Source organism: Xylanibacter ruminicola 23, from assembly GCF_000025925.1.
In the GTDB taxonomy this organism is placed as follows: domain Bacteria; phylum Bacteroidota; class Bacteroidia; order Bacteroidales; family Bacteroidaceae; genus Prevotella; species Prevotella ruminicola.
The window spans coordinates 576,177-590,840 of the sequence record NC_014033.1; the positions used below are offsets into that span (position 1 = coordinate 576,177).

Annotated in this window: 17 protein-coding genes; 5 read left to right on the forward strand and 12 right to left on the reverse strand. The window is 50.9% G+C overall.

Annotated elements, in window-relative coordinates:
- Positions 1-29 precede the first annotated feature (29 nt).
- The 8 genes from lysA to purU all read right to left on the reverse strand — a co-directional run bounded on the left by lysA (position 30) and on the right by purU (position 7,025).
- Positions 30-1,190, reverse strand: coding sequence for a diaminopimelate decarboxylase (gene lysA / locus PRU_RS02425; protein ID WP_013063629.1), 1,161 nt, complete (start codon positions 1,188-1,190; stop codon positions 30-32).
- Positions 1,191-1,239: 49 nt separating this feature from the next.
- Positions 1,240-2,559, reverse strand: a complete 1,320-nt coding sequence (locus tag PRU_RS02430; RefSeq protein WP_013063559.1) for an aspartate kinase — start codon at positions 2,557-2,559, stop codon at positions 1,240-1,242.
- Between the two features lie 71 nt (positions 2,560-2,630).
- Entirely contained in the window at positions 2,631-3,314 is a 684-nt protein-coding gene (locus PRU_RS02435; protein WP_013064368.1) for a cell division ATP-binding protein FtsE, read from the reverse strand.
- A gap of 27 nt (positions 3,315-3,341) precedes the next feature.
- Positions 3,342-3,986 (reverse strand): bifunctional phosphoribosyl-AMP cyclohydrolase/phosphoribosyl-ATP diphosphatase HisIE, encoded by a 645-nt coding sequence (gene hisIE, locus PRU_RS02440; RefSeq protein WP_013064526.1) that lies wholly within the window; start codon positions 3,984-3,986, stop codon positions 3,342-3,344.
- 32 nt (positions 3,987-4,018) lie between these two features.
- Positions 4,019-4,777 carry an imidazole glycerol phosphate synthase subunit HisF gene (hisF, locus tag PRU_RS02445; RefSeq protein WP_013063202.1) on the reverse strand — a complete coding sequence of 253 codons (759 nt, stop codon included), beginning with the start codon at positions 4,775-4,777 and terminating at the stop codon, positions 4,019-4,021.
- 2 nt (positions 4,778-4,779) lie between these two features.
- A complete protein-coding gene (gene hisA / locus PRU_RS02450) occupies positions 4,780-5,499 on the reverse strand; it encodes a 1-(5-phosphoribosyl)-5-[(5-phosphoribosylamino)methylideneamino]imidazole-4-carboxamide isomerase (RefSeq protein WP_013065640.1) in 720 nt (239 codons plus the stop codon).
- On the reverse strand, positions 5,496-6,137 hold the full coding sequence (gene hisH, locus PRU_RS02455; RefSeq protein ID WP_013064857.1) for an imidazole glycerol phosphate synthase subunit HisH: 642 nt from the start codon (positions 6,135-6,137) through the stop codon (positions 5,496-5,498). The genes hisA and hisH overlap by 4 nt, the downstream gene beginning before the upstream one ends.
- Before the next feature lie 24 nt (positions 6,138-6,161).
- On the reverse strand, positions 6,162-7,025 hold the full coding sequence (purU, locus tag PRU_RS02460; RefSeq protein WP_013063047.1) for a formyltetrahydrofolate deformylase: 864 nt from the start codon (positions 7,023-7,025) through the stop codon (positions 6,162-6,164).
- Between the two features lie 189 nt (positions 7,026-7,214).
- Between purU and greA the strand changes: the two genes are divergently transcribed.
- Positions 7,215-7,682 (forward strand): transcription elongation factor GreA, encoded by a 468-nt coding sequence (gene greA / locus PRU_RS02465; RefSeq protein WP_013063638.1) that lies wholly within the window; start codon positions 7,215-7,217, stop codon positions 7,680-7,682.
- A gap of 14 nt (positions 7,683-7,696) precedes the next feature.
- The gene (locus PRU_RS02470) at positions 7,697-8,452 is read left to right on the forward strand and encodes an SDR family oxidoreductase (protein ID WP_013064615.1); all 756 of its coding nucleotides are present in this window, start codon (positions 7,697-7,699) and stop codon (positions 8,450-8,452) included.
- A 21-nt stretch (positions 8,453-8,473) separates the two neighbouring features.
- Here the strand turns inward: PRU_RS02470 and PRU_RS02475 are convergent, their stop codons facing one another.
- The 3 genes from PRU_RS02475 to PRU_RS02485 form a co-directional block, all read right to left on the reverse strand.
- A complete protein-coding gene (locus tag PRU_RS02475) occupies positions 8,474-8,965 on the reverse strand; it encodes a hypothetical protein (protein WP_013063834.1) in 492 nt (163 codons plus the stop codon).
- Positions 8,946-10,997: a TonB-dependent receptor gene (locus PRU_RS02480; protein WP_041385565.1), complete on the reverse strand. Its 2,052-nt coding sequence runs from the start codon at positions 10,995-10,997 to the stop codon at positions 8,946-8,948. Before PRU_RS02480 ends, PRU_RS02475 begins: the two co-directional genes overlap by 20 nt.
- 112 nt (positions 10,998-11,109) lie before the next feature.
- Positions 11,110-11,937, reverse strand: coding sequence for a LytTR family DNA-binding domain-containing protein (locus PRU_RS02485; protein ID WP_013065323.1), 828 nt, complete (start codon positions 11,935-11,937; stop codon positions 11,110-11,112).
- Positions 11,938-12,080: 143 nt separating this feature from the next.
- Here PRU_RS02485 and PRU_RS02490 point away from each other — a divergent pair, with 143 nt between their 5' ends.
- Positions 12,081-12,773: an SIMPL domain-containing protein gene (locus PRU_RS02490; protein ID WP_013064955.1), complete on the forward strand. Its 693-nt coding sequence runs from the start codon at positions 12,081-12,083 to the stop codon at positions 12,771-12,773.
- A 23-nt stretch (positions 12,774-12,796) separates the two neighbouring features.
- On the opposite strand, the gene PRU_RS02495 is transcribed toward PRU_RS02490, so the two are convergent.
- Positions 12,797-13,525: a peptidylprolyl isomerase gene (locus tag PRU_RS02495; RefSeq protein WP_013065474.1), complete on the reverse strand. Its 729-nt coding sequence runs from the start codon at positions 13,523-13,525 to the stop codon at positions 12,797-12,799.
- A 113-nt stretch (positions 13,526-13,638) separates the two neighbouring features.
- Between PRU_RS02495 and PRU_RS02500 the strand changes: the two genes are divergently transcribed.
- Entirely contained in the window at positions 13,639-14,352 is a 714-nt protein-coding gene (locus PRU_RS02500) for an AzlC family ABC transporter permease (RefSeq protein ID WP_041385566.1), read from the forward strand.
- Entirely contained in the window at positions 14,345-14,653 is a 309-nt protein-coding gene (locus PRU_RS02505; protein ID WP_013064808.1) for an AzlD domain-containing protein, read from the forward strand. Before PRU_RS02500 ends, PRU_RS02505 begins: the two co-directional genes overlap by 8 nt.
- The last annotated feature ends 11 nt before the right edge of the window (positions 14,654-14,664 follow it).

Consider the following 14,664-nt stretch of genomic DNA (forward strand, 5'->3'; position numbering starts at 1 on the left):
TTTATAATTTTTACATTTTTACATTTTGCTTACAGCTCATCGCTCATGTAGCCCTTTGGCAGGCGGCGACAGTTGTACTGCGACGCCATAATCTCGCCATAGGCACCAGCCGATCGGATGGCCAGCAAATCGCCACGCTTAGCCTTGTTCAGGTCGATCTGCTTAGCAAACACGTCGGTGCTCTCGCAGATAGGACCTACCACATCATAAGCCTCGGGTGCTTCGTCGCTGGTGATATTCTCAATCTTATGGTAAGCCTGGTAGAGTGCCGGGCGGATGAGATCGGTGAAGCCTGCATCGACAATGGCAAACTTTTTAACTGCACCTTCCTTAATATATAAGGTACGTGTGATAAGGCTACCGCACTGAGCCACAACGGCACGTCCCAGCTCAAAGTGCAGGGTTTGTCCGGGTTGCAGTTTCAGCTTCTTGGCATAGGTGTCGAAGTAAGCCTTGAAATCGGGAATGGGCACACGGTTGGGGTGCGCATAGTCGATACCCAGTCCACCACCCACGTTGATATGCTCAACACGGATGCGATGACTGATAAGCTCCTGCTGCAGCTCGTTTACGCGATTGCAGAGTGCCTCGAAATCGCCCATATCCAATATCTGCGAACCAATATGGAAGTGCAAGCCTACAAATTTTACGTTCTCCATCTTCTCGGCCTCGCGAATCACCTTTACCATATCGCCCATAGCGATGCCGAACTTGTTCTCGGCCAGTCCGGTGGTGATGTTAGCGTGGGTGTGGGCACCCACATTGGGATTCAAACGGAAAGCCACGCGAGCCACCTTGCCCTTCTGGGCTGCCAGCTCGTTGATAACCTCGAGCTCGGGGATGCTCTCTACGTTAAAACAGAAGATGTCGTTGTCCAGTCCAAGTTTGATTTCCCAATCGCTCTTACCTACACCAGCATAAACGATTTTCTCCTTGGGGAAGCCTGCCTTGATTGATGCTTCAACCTCGCCGCCGCTTACGCAATCGGCACCCAGTCCGGCTTCGCGTATGATGCGCAGAATGCGTGGGTTGGCATTTGCCTTCACGGCATAGTGCACCACAAAGCCTTCGTGCTTGCTGGCTTCGCTGTTAATCGTTTGTAATGTCTGGCGCAGCAGAACTGTGTCGTAGTAGTAGAAAGGTGTCTCAATCTCGTTGAACCTCTCTACTGGGAATATTCCTTTAGCCATTGTCTTGTTTGTCTCTTTCTAATTTTTACATTTTTAAATTCTTACATCTTTATTTTTTAAAGATGGTGTCGCTCAGCTTCTGCAGGGCGCGCTTCTTATCCTCCTCGCGGATGAGGAACGAGATGTTGTAGTTAGAACCACCGTAGCTTACCATGCGAACGGGGATATCCTTCAGCGCGTCGAGGGCGATAGTCTCGAAGCCTACATTGCTCCAATCCAGGTCGCCAACCACACAGATAATACACATGTTGGTATCAACGGTAACGGTGCCGTACTTCTTCAACTCGTCCACAATCTCGCCCAGGTGAGCGCTGTTGTCGATACTCATCGATACACCAACCTCTGAGGTACAAACCATATCGATAGGAGTCTGGTAGCTCTCGAAGATCTCGAATACCTTACGCAGGAAACCGGTAGCCAGCAGCATGCGTGATGACTTGATCTTGATAGCGGTGATGTTGTCCTTAGCAGCGATAGCCTTGATCTTGCCATACTCGGTCTTGTTGCTGATGGTAGTACCCTCGGCCTCAGGATCCATGGTGTTGAGCAGGCGAACGGGGATACCAGCATACTTGGCAGGCTGCACGCAGGTTGGGTGCAGAATCTTAGCACCAAAGTAAGCCAGCTCGGCTGCCTCCTCAAAGTGCAGCTGGTGAACAGGCTCTGTGCCGTCAACCACACGTGGGTCGTTATTGTGCATGCCGTCGATATCGGTCCATATCTGAATCTCATCAGCACCGATAGCAGCACCAATCAGCGAGGCTGTGTAGTCGCTACCACCACGCTGCAGGTTGTCGATCTCGCCATAAGCGTTGCGGCAGATAAAGCCCTGAGTAAGGAATACCTGAACACCCTCGTGCTCCTGCATCAGCGCAGCCAGCTTCTCCTTGATATATACAGGATCGGGCTCGGCATTCTTATCGGTACGCATAAAGTCGAGTGCGTTCAGCAATACGGCCTTGATACCAATCTCGTTCATGTAGTTAACCACCATGTTGGTCGACATCATCTCGCCCTGAGCCACGATGCTCTTCTCCTCGAAAGAAGTAAAGAGCTCCTTGGTGAACGAGCGCAGGTAGTCGAACTCGCTCTTCAGGAACTCGCGGGTTGCGGCCTTGGTCTCGTCCTTGCTGTAAAGCTCGTCAACATGCTTGTCGTACTTCTGCTCCAAGCGGTTAATCACCTCGTTAGCACCATCGGGGTTCTTCTTGTAGAGATAGTCGGAAATCTCGACAAGACTGTTGGTGGTGCCCGACATAGCTGAGAGCACTACGAAAACTGGTTCGTTAAACTTGGTAACAAGTGCTGTTACCTCCTTCATTCTCTCTGGTGAGCCGACGGATGTTCCGCCGAATTTCATTACTTTCATAAGCCTTATATTTTTAATTTTCTAATGCTCAATCTTTAATGTTTAATCTTTAATGTTTAATGTTTAATGTCTCAAGCCTTTGGCTTGATCACCACTTGTTCTATCTTGCCATCCAGGCACTGGAAGGCTTTGCCTGGGTACTTGTTTACCAAGCCGATGTTGTGGGTCGACATGATAACGGCAGTACCTGTTTCGGCGATGCTCTTCAGCAGCTGCATAATGCTGTCGGCTGTGTCCTTATCCAGATTGCCTGTAGGCTCGTCGGCGATGATGAGCTTAGGATGATTCAGGATGGCGCGGGCGATGGCCACACGCTGCTGCTCGCCACCCGACAGTTCGTTGGGCATCTTAAACAGCTTCTCGTCCAGTCCTATCTGCTCCATCACCTCGCTAATGCGGTTGTTGATGGCATCGTTATCTTTCCAACCTGTGGCCTTGAGCACAAAGCGCAGGTTTTTATATACGGTGCGGTCGCTGAGCAGCTGGAAGTTCTGGAACACCACGCCCAGGTCGCGACGCAAGCCAGGAATATCTTTGCGGCGGATGGTCTTCAGGTCGCGATCCAGCACGATAGCCTCGTCGGCCTCGTCAACATCCAGTTCGCCGTAGAGTGTCTTCAGGAGCGAACTTTTACCCGAGCCTACGCGACCAATCACGTAAACCATCTCGCCCTCGTTAACCTCAAGGTTCACCCCCTCGAGCACCTTAATGCCCGAATCCTGGTAAACGTTTACATTCTTATAATTAATCAGCATTCTATTATTTTTTTTTGCCAAAATTTACTATTTCATTTTGCCTGCGGCTTTGGCTTCGCGGCGCTGCTTGTCCCAGTTGGGATCGTGGCGCTTGTGCAGCTCGTCGGCCACCTGCTCAATACGCAAACCCTTGCTGGTGAGCAGTACGGTGAGGTGATATAGCAGGTCGCTGGCCTCGTAAACCAGGTGCTCGTCGGTACCGTTGGTAGCCTCGATCACTGTCTCCAAAGCCTCTTCGCCCACCTTTTGGGCAATCTTGTTGATACCATCCTTAAACAGTTTGGTGGTATAGCTGCCCTCGGGCATCTCCTGGTGGCGCTTGTCGATAAAGTCCTGAAGCTCGGTCAGGAATGTTACGCCGCTGTCGTTGGTCTCGCCCCAACAGGTGTCGGTACCTGTGTGACAGGTTGGTCCGTCGGGTGTTGCCTTTACCAGCAGGGTATCGTTATCGCAGTCCACTTTGATATCTACCAGATGCAGGAAGTTGCCGCTGGTCTCGCCTTTGGTCCAAAGGCAGTTACGACTGCGACTCCAGAATGTAACCTTCTTGGTATCGATGGTTTTCTGGTAGGCTTCCTCGTTCATATAGCCCAGCATCAGCACGTTCTTAGTTTGGGCATCCTGGATAATAGCGGGCACCAGGCCTCCGCTCTTTTCAAAATCTATCTTCATTGTTATATTTGACAATTTGACTATTTACTATTTTACAATCTGACGTTTATACCCTCATCTTTTAGATAGCGTTTCAGCTCGGGGATGGGGATTTCGCCGAAGTGGAACACACTGGCGGCGAGGGCGGCATCGGCATGACCATCGATAAAGGTGTCGCGGAAATGCTCGCGCTTACCGGCACCACCGCTGGCGATGATGGGTATAGAGAGGTTGTCGGCCAATTCGCGGAGGGCTTCGTTGGCATAACCGTTCTTCACACCATCGTGATCCATACTGGTAAACAGTATCTCGCCTGCACCACGCTCCTGGGCCTCGTGTGCCCATTCAAACAGGCCGCGCTCAGTACGCTCGCGTCCACCTTTCAGGTAGCAATGCCATCCATCAGGATCGAATCTCGCATCGATGGCCACTACGCATACCTGCGAACCAAAGCGACTGGTAATCTCGTTAATCAATTCGGGGCGGCGGATGGCAGCGCTGTTCACGCTCACCTTATCAGCTCCGGCATACAGCAGGCGCTCTACATCGGCCAACTCGTTGATGCCACCACCCACGGTAAAGGGGATATTTATCTCTTTGGCCACACGTGTTACCATATCGGTAAACGTTTTGCGACCCTCGAAACTGGCTGTGATATCCAGGAAGCAGAGCTCGTCGGCACCTTGCTCGCTGTAGGCTTTGCCCAGTTCAACCGGGTCGCCAGCCGAACGCAGGTTTACAAAGTTGGTGCCTTTAACGGTTTCGCCATCCTTCACGTCCAAACAGGGTATGATTCTTTTTGCTAATCCCATCTTTATCTATTAAGTTTAATCAGTTCGCGAAGGTCGATCTTACCTTCGTAAATGGCTTTGCCGAACACAACGGCAGGTACGCCGATTGCTTCGAGGGCCTTGATATCTTCGATACACGATACACCGCCACTGGCTATCAGGTGCAAATCGGGATATTTCTTCATCACGTCAGCATAGAGTTCAAAGGCTGGACCGCCGAGGGTGCCGTCTTTCGAAATCTCTGTGCACAACACGTTCTTCACACCAGCATCCACGTATTTCTTGAGGAAAGGCAGCAGGTCTTCTTCCGAATCCTCCTTCCAGCCGTTGATGCTGATTTTGCCATTGCGCACATCGGCACCCAGAATCATGCGGTCGGGACCGTATTTCTGTAGCCACCAGGTAAACAGGTTGGGCTGGGTAACGGCAATAGAACCAACAGTTACCATCTGTGCGCCAGCATCAAAGGCAGCCTCGATATCGGTATGGGTCTTAATTCCACCACCGAAATCTACTTCGAGTGATGTTTCAGACGTGACCTGAGTGAGCACCTTGCTGTTAACAATATGTTTTGATTTGGCGCCATCAAGATCTACCATGTGCAGACGCTTAAAGCCGATGCGTTCAAACTCGCGGGCCATCTCTAAAGGCTCGCCGTACTCGGTTTTCTGGTTGTAGTCGCCCTTGGTCAGTCGTACACACTTACCAGCAATAATGTCGATAGCGGGAATCAGTTCAATCATAAATCGATGAAGTTTTTAATGATTTGTTCGCCCACCTTACCACTCTTTTCGGGGTGGAACTGGCAGGTATAGAAATTATCCTTGTGCATTGAGGCCGAGTAGGGCAGAATGTAGTCTGCCGTAGCGATGGTCTCGTTACACACAGGCACATAGTAGGAGTGTACAAAGTAAACGTAAGGAGCCTCCCCCGACCCCTCCAAAGAGAGGGGAGATAGGATGCCCTTGTATAGAGGATTAACGCCCCCCTCCTTTTGGAGGGGCTGGGGGAGGCTTATCTCCTGCCATCCCATACACGGCACCTTATCCTCGTGGCGCTGGGGCTGGAAACGTTTTACTTCGGCATCAAAAATGCCTATACACTCGGTATCGCCCTCCTCAGAGTGGCGACATAATAGTTGCTGACCTACGCAGATGCCGAAAACGGGCTGCTTCAGGTCGCGTATCAGCAGGTCGAGCTTGCGGGCCCGCAGATAGTCCATCGCTTCGCCAGCATGACCTTGTCCAGGAAACAGTACCTTATCGGCCTTCATCAGCAGTTCAGCATCGTCGGTCAGCGTGGGCTCTATACCCAGGCGCTTCAGTGCGTTCACCACCGAATAGATATTTCCTGCGTTGTATTTTACTATTGCAACTTGCATTCTTTTTCTCTTTTTTGCTAAATATTAGCTAAATATAATCGTTTTGTTCTTGTATGTGAGGATTTTGCGCTGGATGTGCTTGCTCACAGCGTGTGAGAGCACGATTTTCTCCAAGTCCTTACCCTTCAGCACTAAGCTCTCGGGGGTGTCCTTGTGGGTAATGCGGGTAACATCCTGCTCGATGATTGGACCGGCATCCAGCTCGGCTGTAACATAGTGGCTGGTGGCACCGATAATCTTCACGCCGCGCTCGTAAGCCTGATGATAGGGCTTGGCACCGATAAAGGCTGGCAGGAACGAGTGGTGGATGTTAATGATATGATGCGGATACTCGGCTATCATCTCGTCGCTGATAATCTGCATGTAGCGGGCCAGCACGATAAACGAGATATCCTCCTTCTTCAGCAGCTCCATTTCAGCCTTCTCTACCTCCTCCTTGTTGCTGTGGTCTTTCTTAATGCTCCACACGTAGTAGGGAATGCCGAACTGGTCGGCCACGTAGCGCAAATCCTCGTGGTTAGATACGATACAAGGAATGTCGCAGTTAAACTCGCCAGCCTTCCATCGTGCCAGCAAGTCGTACAGGCAGTGACTCATCTTACTAACGAAGATAGCCATACGTGGACGCTTATCGCTGAAGTACAAGCTGAATTTCATTTGGTAACGCTGCGCATAAAGGGTGGTGATGTACTCGTAAATCTTGTCGCGAGGAATCATAAATCCTTCCAGTTCCCACTCTATACGCATAAAAAACATGCCGTCCACCTTGTCAACATACTGATCCAGGTAAACGATATTTCCCTTATTATCGGTGATAAACTTAGTTACTTCCGAAATAATGCCCTGCTGATCGGGGCAGTGGAGTAGCAGAATTGCTGTTGTTTCCATCTCTACATCTTTATTTTTTTTACCTATAAAATTCAAGGTGCAAAGATAAATAAAAAGATTGTAAAAACTGCCGAAATTTGAATAAATATCTAAACTTTGCCAAAAATAGTGCTCTAAATCGTAAAATATGCGTTTTTTTTGCTAATTTTGCAGCCGAATTGATAGTAAATAACACGAAATTGTATCATTATGGAATATATGTCGCAAGAAGGCTGGGACAAGCTCGTAGCCGAATTGAAACAACTGGAGACGGTAGATTTACCTGCTTGTAAGGATGCCATCAGCGAGGCGCGCGATAAGGGCGACCTGAGCGAGAACTTTGAGTATCATGCTGCCAAGCGCGAGCAGGGCCGCCTGTTGGGTCGTATCAGCTTTCTGCAGAAGGTGCTCGAGAATGCACGCGTGATTGATACCTCGCTGTTGGGTAAGGACTGCGTGGGACTTCTGAGTAAGGTTGAGATGACCAATTTAAATAACAATGCTAAGATGACTTACACCATCGCAAGTCCCCACGAGGCAAACCTTCGCGAGGGTAAAATCAGTATCAAGTCGCCTATCGCTCAGGCCCTGTTAAATAAGAAGGTTGGCGATGTGGTAGAGGTGCGTGTGCCCGCTGGTATGGTGAAGCTTAAGATTGAAAATATCACAATGGAATAAATAACACAAAAATTATGAAAAAGATTGTATTGATTACAGGTGCCACAAGTGGCATTGGCGAGGCTTGTGCCCGCAAGTTTGCCCAGAATGGCGATAAGGTGATTTTGACTGGACGTAACCAGGTCCGTATGACAGCGATTGCCGACGAGCTGAAGGCCCAGGGTGCCGAGGTGCTTACCTTGATGTTTGACGTGCGCGACCGCGAGGCTGCCCGTCAGGCTATCGAGAGCTTGCCTGCTGAGTGGCAGGAGATCGACGTGCTGGTGAACAACGCTGGACTGGCCTTAGGTCTGGAGCCCGAATTCGAGGGTAACAGCGATGATTGGGACGGTATGATTGATACCAACGTAAAGGGACTTCTGACTATGACCCGCCTGATTGTGCCTGGTATGGTGGCACGCGATCGCGGACATGTGATTAATATGGGTTCGGTAGCTGGTGATGCTGCCTACGCTGGCGGTAACGTGTACTGTGCTACCAAGGCTGCCGTTAAGGCGCTGAGCGATGGACTGCGTATCGATGTGGCTAACACCGCCGTACGTGTAACCAACCTGAAGCCCGGACTGGTAGAGACCAACTTCAGCAACATCCGTTTCCACGGCGACGAGGAGCGCGCTGCCAATGTATATAAAGGTATCAAACCTCTTACCGGCGACGATATTGCCGATGTAGCTGTTTACGCTGCAAACGCTCCCGCTCACGTGCAGATAGCCGAAGTGCTGATTCTGGCTACCCATCAGGCAAGCGGAAGCGTGATTGTTCGCAAATAAAATCTATGCGGCTGCGCTGTTTTATTGCGCGGTGGCTTGTTTCATCCCCTCAACAAACTTGGCTTGTAACTGTGCGGCCAGTAGGTTGTGGGGATTTAATTTGAGTGCTTTCTCGAAGTTCTGTAGCACATCCAGATAGTACTTCTGTCCGTTCTGCGCTGGGTTCTGCACAATACGCGTCATGTACAGGAAACCACGCAGGGTGCACAGATCCGACTGGTCGGCTCCCTTCATCTGTGCCATCTGATTGATGGTCTGTTCGGCCTGTGCCAGCATCGGTTCAGCCTGGGCGGCATGCGGGTTGGTGATGGCGAAATTCAAACTGGCCAGCGCCAATTTGTACTTAGGTGCCACGCTGTCGGGCTGCATGGCCTCCAGGCGCTTCAGCATGCCAATCTGGTTCAGCATCTCATCGGCCGATGGCTGCTGTGCCTGCTGGGCATACAGGTTAATCACACTTGCAAAAACTAACACTACTGTAGCAACTACGTGCTTAAAAATTACTGATGTCATAAGCTTTATTATTTTTAAGTGAAACTAAAATGGTTACATAGAAAAATCTGTCGCGATTAGATATGATGCCCTTTCCGTTGGCATCGTAACGATGGATGTTGGTGCGGCCCAACACGTTATTGAGCGAGGTGTAGATAATCACCTTGGGACTGAGCAGATACGTCAGGTTTACATCTACGCTGTTGTAATGCGGGGTGGTGCCCTGGGCAAAATGTCGCCCTGTGGCATAGCTCTCGCTCACACCTAAGATACATTTGCCAATGCTGTATTTGGCTGACAGGCGCAGGTTGTGGCGCGAGGCAAAGCTGGGTGTGCTTAGCTCGGTATAATCCTGATACAGACGCTCTGAATCGTTCAGCGAGTAGGCGAGGGTGGTAACGAGGCGTGGACTGATAGAATGGTCCTCAACGAACACATCCACACCCCTGCTGGTGCCATAGCCATCAGCCAGCCACTCGCCCTGCGGTATTCGGGGCAGATGACGATAGCGCTTTAGATAAGGCTCGATACGCAGCAGACTCGATGCACCCTTGTACTGCATGCTCAGTATCACGTGATTAGCTGTGCTCTGGGGTAACGTGTTGTTGCTCTGAGCCAGCTGGTCGTCGTTAGGTGTCTGACTGTACCGGCCTGCCACCAGCGATACCTGCCACTGCTTGTTGGGTATATAGCTCAGGGTGGCGCGTGGCATCAGCTGCCAGCGGGTGCGCATCAGTTCGGCACGGGCGGATAGGTTCACAAATACCTTAGGCATTACGCGCAACTGGGCATCGGTGTGGGCACCAAATATGTTGTAATCAAGTGTGTACTGATAAGGCATGAAGTCCAGCGTGCTGTGGCGCAGGTAGTCTTCAATACCTGTCGACACCTTCAAACGGTCGTTCACCACCTTGCGCAGTTCGGTCTTCAGGTGTATCTCGTTGCGATGGTTGCGGTAGTGGTCGCCAGCGCTTACGGCATCATCGATATGATTCCAAACACTCGAGTTGGCTATGCCTGCAAACAGCGTGGTGCCGCGGGCGATAGGCGCCTTGTAAGTCAGGTTGGCATAAATGTTGTGTTCTTTCAGACTGAGGTGGCGATCGTCCTCATGCAGGCCTACCGAAGTCAGGTCGTAACCCACATACGATTTCAGCACGCCGCCACGGGTATATTCTTTTTTATATTGTGCCTCGCCCGATAGCTTGCGATAGGGTCGGGTAAAGTCCTGGCGCTGGGTAAACAATCGGTCGTACAGGGCCATGCTGGTATAAGTGGCGTTAAACGACAGGGCGCTGTTGGTAAACGCTTTGGTACCGCCTATGTTCCAATCCACCAGCGAGGCACTTACGCCCAACTTATCGCTGGTTGCCATATCGGTAGTCTCCATCGGCAGCACGGCACTCAGCGCTTGTCCGTACTCGCCGTTGTAGCCACCTAAGGTAAAATTGATACCCTTAAACAGGAATGGCGAAAAGCGGCCACGCACGGCGGTATTCTCGGTATTGGTGCTGTAGGGCACCAGCACGTGCATGCCGTTCACAAACGTCTGGCACTCGTCGCTTTCGCCGCCACGTACGTACAGCTTGCCGTCTTCGCCCACCTTCTGGGTGCCGGGAAGCGACTGCAGGGCAGCTACCACGTCGCCACATGAGTTGCCACTCATCACTACATCCAGCGCGTCCATCGTTTTAAAACCGTCGCTCTTGCCAAAGCTGTAGGTGCTGGCAGTTACCACCACCTCGCTGATGGCTGTGGCACGTTCCTGCATGCGTACGTCTATATCCTTCAGCGTGCTTACAGGGGCGGTGCGGGTGTAGTCGTCGTAACCCATATAGGTCACCTTCAGTGTTACGTCGCCCGTCTGGGTGGTCATAAAACTGAATCGACCTAAGGTATCGGTCAGACATCCGTCTATCGTACCTACAATAAATACATTGGCGGCGGGCAGGGGTGTGCGGCCGTCGGTTACTGTTCCCGTTACGGTGGTTTGTGCGGCCAGGTTGCAGGCCCAGAGCAAACCGATGATGATATGTGCAAACTTCTGTTTCATGCCGCAAATGTACGGCACGTTTTTCATAGTTCCAAATTTTGCTGACCATCAGCTAAAACTACTGACGGAAAGCTAGCTGCGCTGACGAATGACGCGTTTCGAGGACGAATGACTAGGCAATAAAATCCTTCAGTCGGGGCACGTATTGGCGCGAAACAGGTATGGTGGTATAGCTGTTGGTCAGGCGCAGCTGGTAACCGTTGCTGTTGCCTTTGGCCTGGGTGATATTATTCACGTTTACCACAAACGATCGGTGGCACTGAAAGATATTCTCGTACTGTCGCAACTCATCGATGGCTGCCGATAGGGTGGTGTGCAGCTCAATGGTGGTGGGCTTGTCGTCGCGCAGGTAACAAACCGAAATATTGTTTTTCTGCGCCTCAATATATAATAGGTTATTAATGGGCAGCTCCAGATCGTTGCCACGCACGTTCTGATCGTGTATCGTGATGGTAATGTCGCGCTGTTCCTCGGTGGTGTTGTTCAGCAGCGCCTCCATCTGGTGCTTCAGATAGCGGTTGTACTCTATGCCTACCGATATGGCTGTAATGGCGGCACCTATAATCAGCGTCCACCACAGAAACTGCAGGAACACACCCGCACTGAAGGGCACGCTGAACAACAATACCAACAGCATGAAATTGCCGATAGCAATAAACAGTATCAGTCCTAACACCGCCGCAGCATCGTGCCATACGCGCAGGGGTTTAACCAGTTTGGGTAAATTTTGCATCACCGTGTAGCCATACACTATGTAGCACACCATCGTTACCAAGCCGAAAGCAGCTGCCACCAGGCATTTGTTGCCCTGATACTGACTGAATCCGAACGGCTGCAGTAAGTAGAGTATGGCCCAGATAATCACACCATATATCACACTGTCTCTCAACCAGTGTTTGCTTTGCCCAAAGGGGTATTTTCGTGTCAACAGATTCTTCATCCTGCGTTAAAGTTTAAGCTATTATCGCCTGCAAAGGTAAGCAAAAAATCGCAATTCCCTCAAAGAAATAGGGATTTTCCTATCCGTCGTATCGAAAAATTTCGCATCTTTGCACCGTTGAACCAATCAAAACATGAAAGCGTATGAAAGAGAATCGACTGATTGCATCGGCACTGATAGCTATAGGTATCGTGCTTTTGGGCGTGTTTATCAAGGCTGGTATTGATAACTTTGCCAACAAGGATCGTAAGGTAACGGTTAAGGGTCTGGCCGAGCGCGAGGTGCCTGCCGATAAGGTTACATGGAGCATTGGCACCAAGGTTACAGGCAACGACCTGCCCCTACTGTACGAGAACATTAACCTGCAAACCAACAAGATTAAGAAGTTCCTGACCCAGAACGGACTCGAAGAGAAGGAGATAACGGTTAATCCGCCTACTATCAGCGACCTGGAGGCACGCGAGTGGGGCGACAACCAGAAGAACTTCCGCTACATTGTTAACACCACCATTACGGTGGCCACCAACAAGGTAACCGAGGTTAATAAGGCCATCTTTAAGCAGGCCGAACTACTAAAGCAGGGTGTGGCAATCGAGAACAGCAATCCGCAGTACGAATATGCCTCGTTCCAGCAGATGAAGCCTGAGATGATGGCCGAAGCCATTAAGAATGCGCAGAAAACCGCCGTACAGTTTGCCGAGGCCAGCAATAGTGAGCTGGGCCAGATACAAACAGCCGGACAGGGTCAGTTCGAGATCGAGGATCGCGACCAGAACACGCCTTACATCAAGAAACTGCGCGTGGTAACCACGATTACTTATTCACTGAAAGATTAGTTTTTTAAGGCGTACGGCCATCATCAATCGATGATGGTCATACGCATATCAATATCGTTGGTGGGGCGATCGGCACGGCCTGTAGCTGTGTTCTGAATCTGCTCTACCACGTTTAATCCTTCCTCAACCTCGCCAAACACGGTGTACTGTCCGTCAAGATGGGGTGTGCCGCCTACGGTAGAGTACAGCTGCATCTGCTGGTCGGTCAGTCCCTGCTTGCCAACCTTGTTCTCAGCTTCGGCTATCAGCTGGTCCTGCAGCTCCTGCAATCCTGCACGGTTGCGCTCGCGGCGCATCTGCATAATTTCTTCGCGACGGGCTTTGGCCAGGTCGTTAAACGCATCCTGCACCTTCTGCATACGTATCTGCTTACCCAGCTGGTTCAGCTGATTCTCCTTATACACCTGTCCCCATACAATGTAGAACTGCGAGCCGCTGCTACGGCGCTCGGGGTTAACCTCGTCGCCCTGACGTGCTGCGGCCAGCGCGCCACGCTTGTGGTACAGGTTGTCCTTAATCTCTGCCTCCAGTGTGTAGTCAGGACCGCCCACGCCCAGCATCTTGCCGGCAGGCGCTCCCTTCGAGTCGGGATCGCCACCCTGAATCATAAAGTCCTTAATCACACGATGGAACAAGGTGCCATCATAATAACCCTCCTTTACCAGTTTTACAAAGTTGTCGCGGTGGATAGGAGTCTCGTCGTACAGGCGAACGATGATGTCGCCCAATGTAGTTTCAATCTTAACTTTCATATGCTCAAATTTTGGGTGCAAAGTTACTAAAAATTTGGCTTTTGGCGCACTATTATCATCATTTTGTTTGGTGGTTTAAATCTAAAAGCGTATTTTTGCACCCCGAAACTGTTATGCGTCGTAAAGAAATCATGCAAGGCTTTCGCGACGGCATCCCCATAGCCTTAGGCTATTTTGCCGTTGCTTTCTCGCTGGGCATCATTGCCAAGCAGGCAGGCTTGTCGGCTGTTATCGGCTTTTTTAGTAGTTTCTTTACCCGTGCCTCTGCTGGCGAATATGGTGTTTATACGTTGGTGGCTGCCCAGGCCGCCTATGCTGAGATTGTAGCCATGTGTTTGGTGGTTAATCTGCGATATATGTTGATGAGTGCCGCACTCTCACAGAAAATCGCCCCTGGCACCTCGTGGCTGCATCGTGTGCTGATGGCCATCTGCGTAACCGACGAGATTTTCGGCATCTCCATCGCCCGTCAACCTTACTGCCCGCCCGCTTACACCTATTCCGCTGCCCTTATCTCTACGCTGTTTTGGGCGTCGGGCTGTGCGGCAGGCATTGTGGCTGGCGGCATGCTGCCTGCTAACATCGTAGCCGCCTTGAGTGTGGCCCTTTACGGCATGTTCCTGGCCATTATCATGCCCCCTGCGCGTGCCGATCGTAATGTGCTGTATGCAGTGGTGGCCAGTTTTGTGCTCAGTGGTCTCTGCGCTGTAGCTCCTGTAGTGAGTGGCTGGAGTAGCGGCACCCGCACCATCGTGCTCACCATCCTTATCTCGGCTGTTGCAGCCTGGTTGAAACCTGTTGATGTCAAGGAGGAGGCTTATGGATAATCGTAGTATCATTATCTGCATCCTGCTGGCCATCATCACCACCAATTTAATTCGTGTGGTGCCCATGTTGCTCATCAAAGGCGAAATAAACAACCGCTTTGTGCGCAGTTTCCTGTATTATGTACCTTATGTCACGCTGGCCGTCATGACCTTCCCCAGTATGATACAAACCACCATCTCGCCTCTCTCAGGTATTGTGGCCCTCCTTGTAGGCATTATCGCAGCATGGCGCCGTTTGGGACTCTTTCCCGTGGCTGCCATTTGTTGTGCCATCGTTTACCTGATGGATAGCGTGATGTAATAATATTAAAA

Bases quoted from the DNA above. Each gene is read 5' to 3' on its own strand.
- PRU_RS02430 (WP_013063559.1), bottom strand. From the start codon at position 2,559: ATGAAAGTAATGAAATTCGGCGGAACATCCGTCGGCTCACCAGAGAGA.
- purU (WP_013063047.1), bottom strand. From the start codon at position 7,025: ATGGAAACAACAGCAATTCTGCTACTCCACTGCCCCGATCAGCAGGGC.
- PRU_RS02475 (WP_013063834.1), bottom strand. From the start codon at position 8,965: ATGACATCAGTAATTTTTAAGCACGTAGTTGCTACAGTAGTGTTAGTT.
- PRU_RS02490 (WP_013064955.1), top strand. From the start codon at position 12,081: ATGAAAGAGAATCGACTGATTGCATCGGCACTGATAGCTATAGGTATC.
- PRU_RS02470 (WP_013064615.1), top strand. From the start codon at position 7,697: ATGAAAAAGATTGTATTGATTACAGGTGCCACAAGTGGCATTGGCGAG.
- PRU_RS02485 (WP_013065323.1), bottom strand. From the start codon at position 11,937: ATGAAGAATCTGTTGACACGAAAATACCCCTTTGGGCAAAGCAAACAC.
- hisIE (WP_013064526.1), bottom strand. From the start codon at position 3,986: ATGAAGATAGATTTTGAAAAGAGCGGAGGCCTGGTGCCCGCTATTATC.
- PRU_RS02495 (WP_013065474.1), bottom strand. From the start codon at position 13,525: ATGAAAGTTAAGATTGAAACTACATTGGGCGACATCATCGTTCGCCTG.
- greA (WP_013063638.1), top strand. From the start codon at position 7,215: ATGGAATATATGTCGCAAGAAGGCTGGGACAAGCTCGTAGCCGAATTG.
- hisH (WP_013064857.1), bottom strand. From the start codon at position 6,137: ATGCAAGTTGCAATAGTAAAATACAACGCAGGAAATATCTATTCGGTG.
- PRU_RS02500 (WP_041385566.1), top strand. From the start codon at position 13,639: ATGCGTCGTAAAGAAATCATGCAAGGCTTTCGCGACGGCATCCCCATA.
- PRU_RS02505 (WP_013064808.1), top strand. From the start codon at position 14,345: ATGGATAATCGTAGTATCATTATCTGCATCCTGCTGGCCATCATCACC.
- lysA (WP_013063629.1), bottom strand. From the start codon at position 1,190: ATGGCTAAAGGAATATTCCCAGTAGAGAGGTTCAACGAGATTGAGACA.
- hisF (WP_013063202.1), bottom strand. From the start codon at position 4,777: ATGGGATTAGCAAAAAGAATCATACCCTGTTTGGACGTGAAGGATGGC.
- hisA (WP_013065640.1), bottom strand. From the start codon at position 5,499: ATGATTGAACTGATTCCCGCTATCGACATTATTGCTGGTAAGTGTGTA.
- PRU_RS02480 (WP_041385565.1), bottom strand. From the start codon at position 10,997: ATGAAACAGAAGTTTGCACATATCATCATCGGTTTGCTCTGGGCCTGC.
- PRU_RS02435 (WP_013064368.1), bottom strand. From the start codon at position 3,314: ATGCTGATTAATTATAAGAATGTAAACGTTTACCAGGATTCGGGCATT.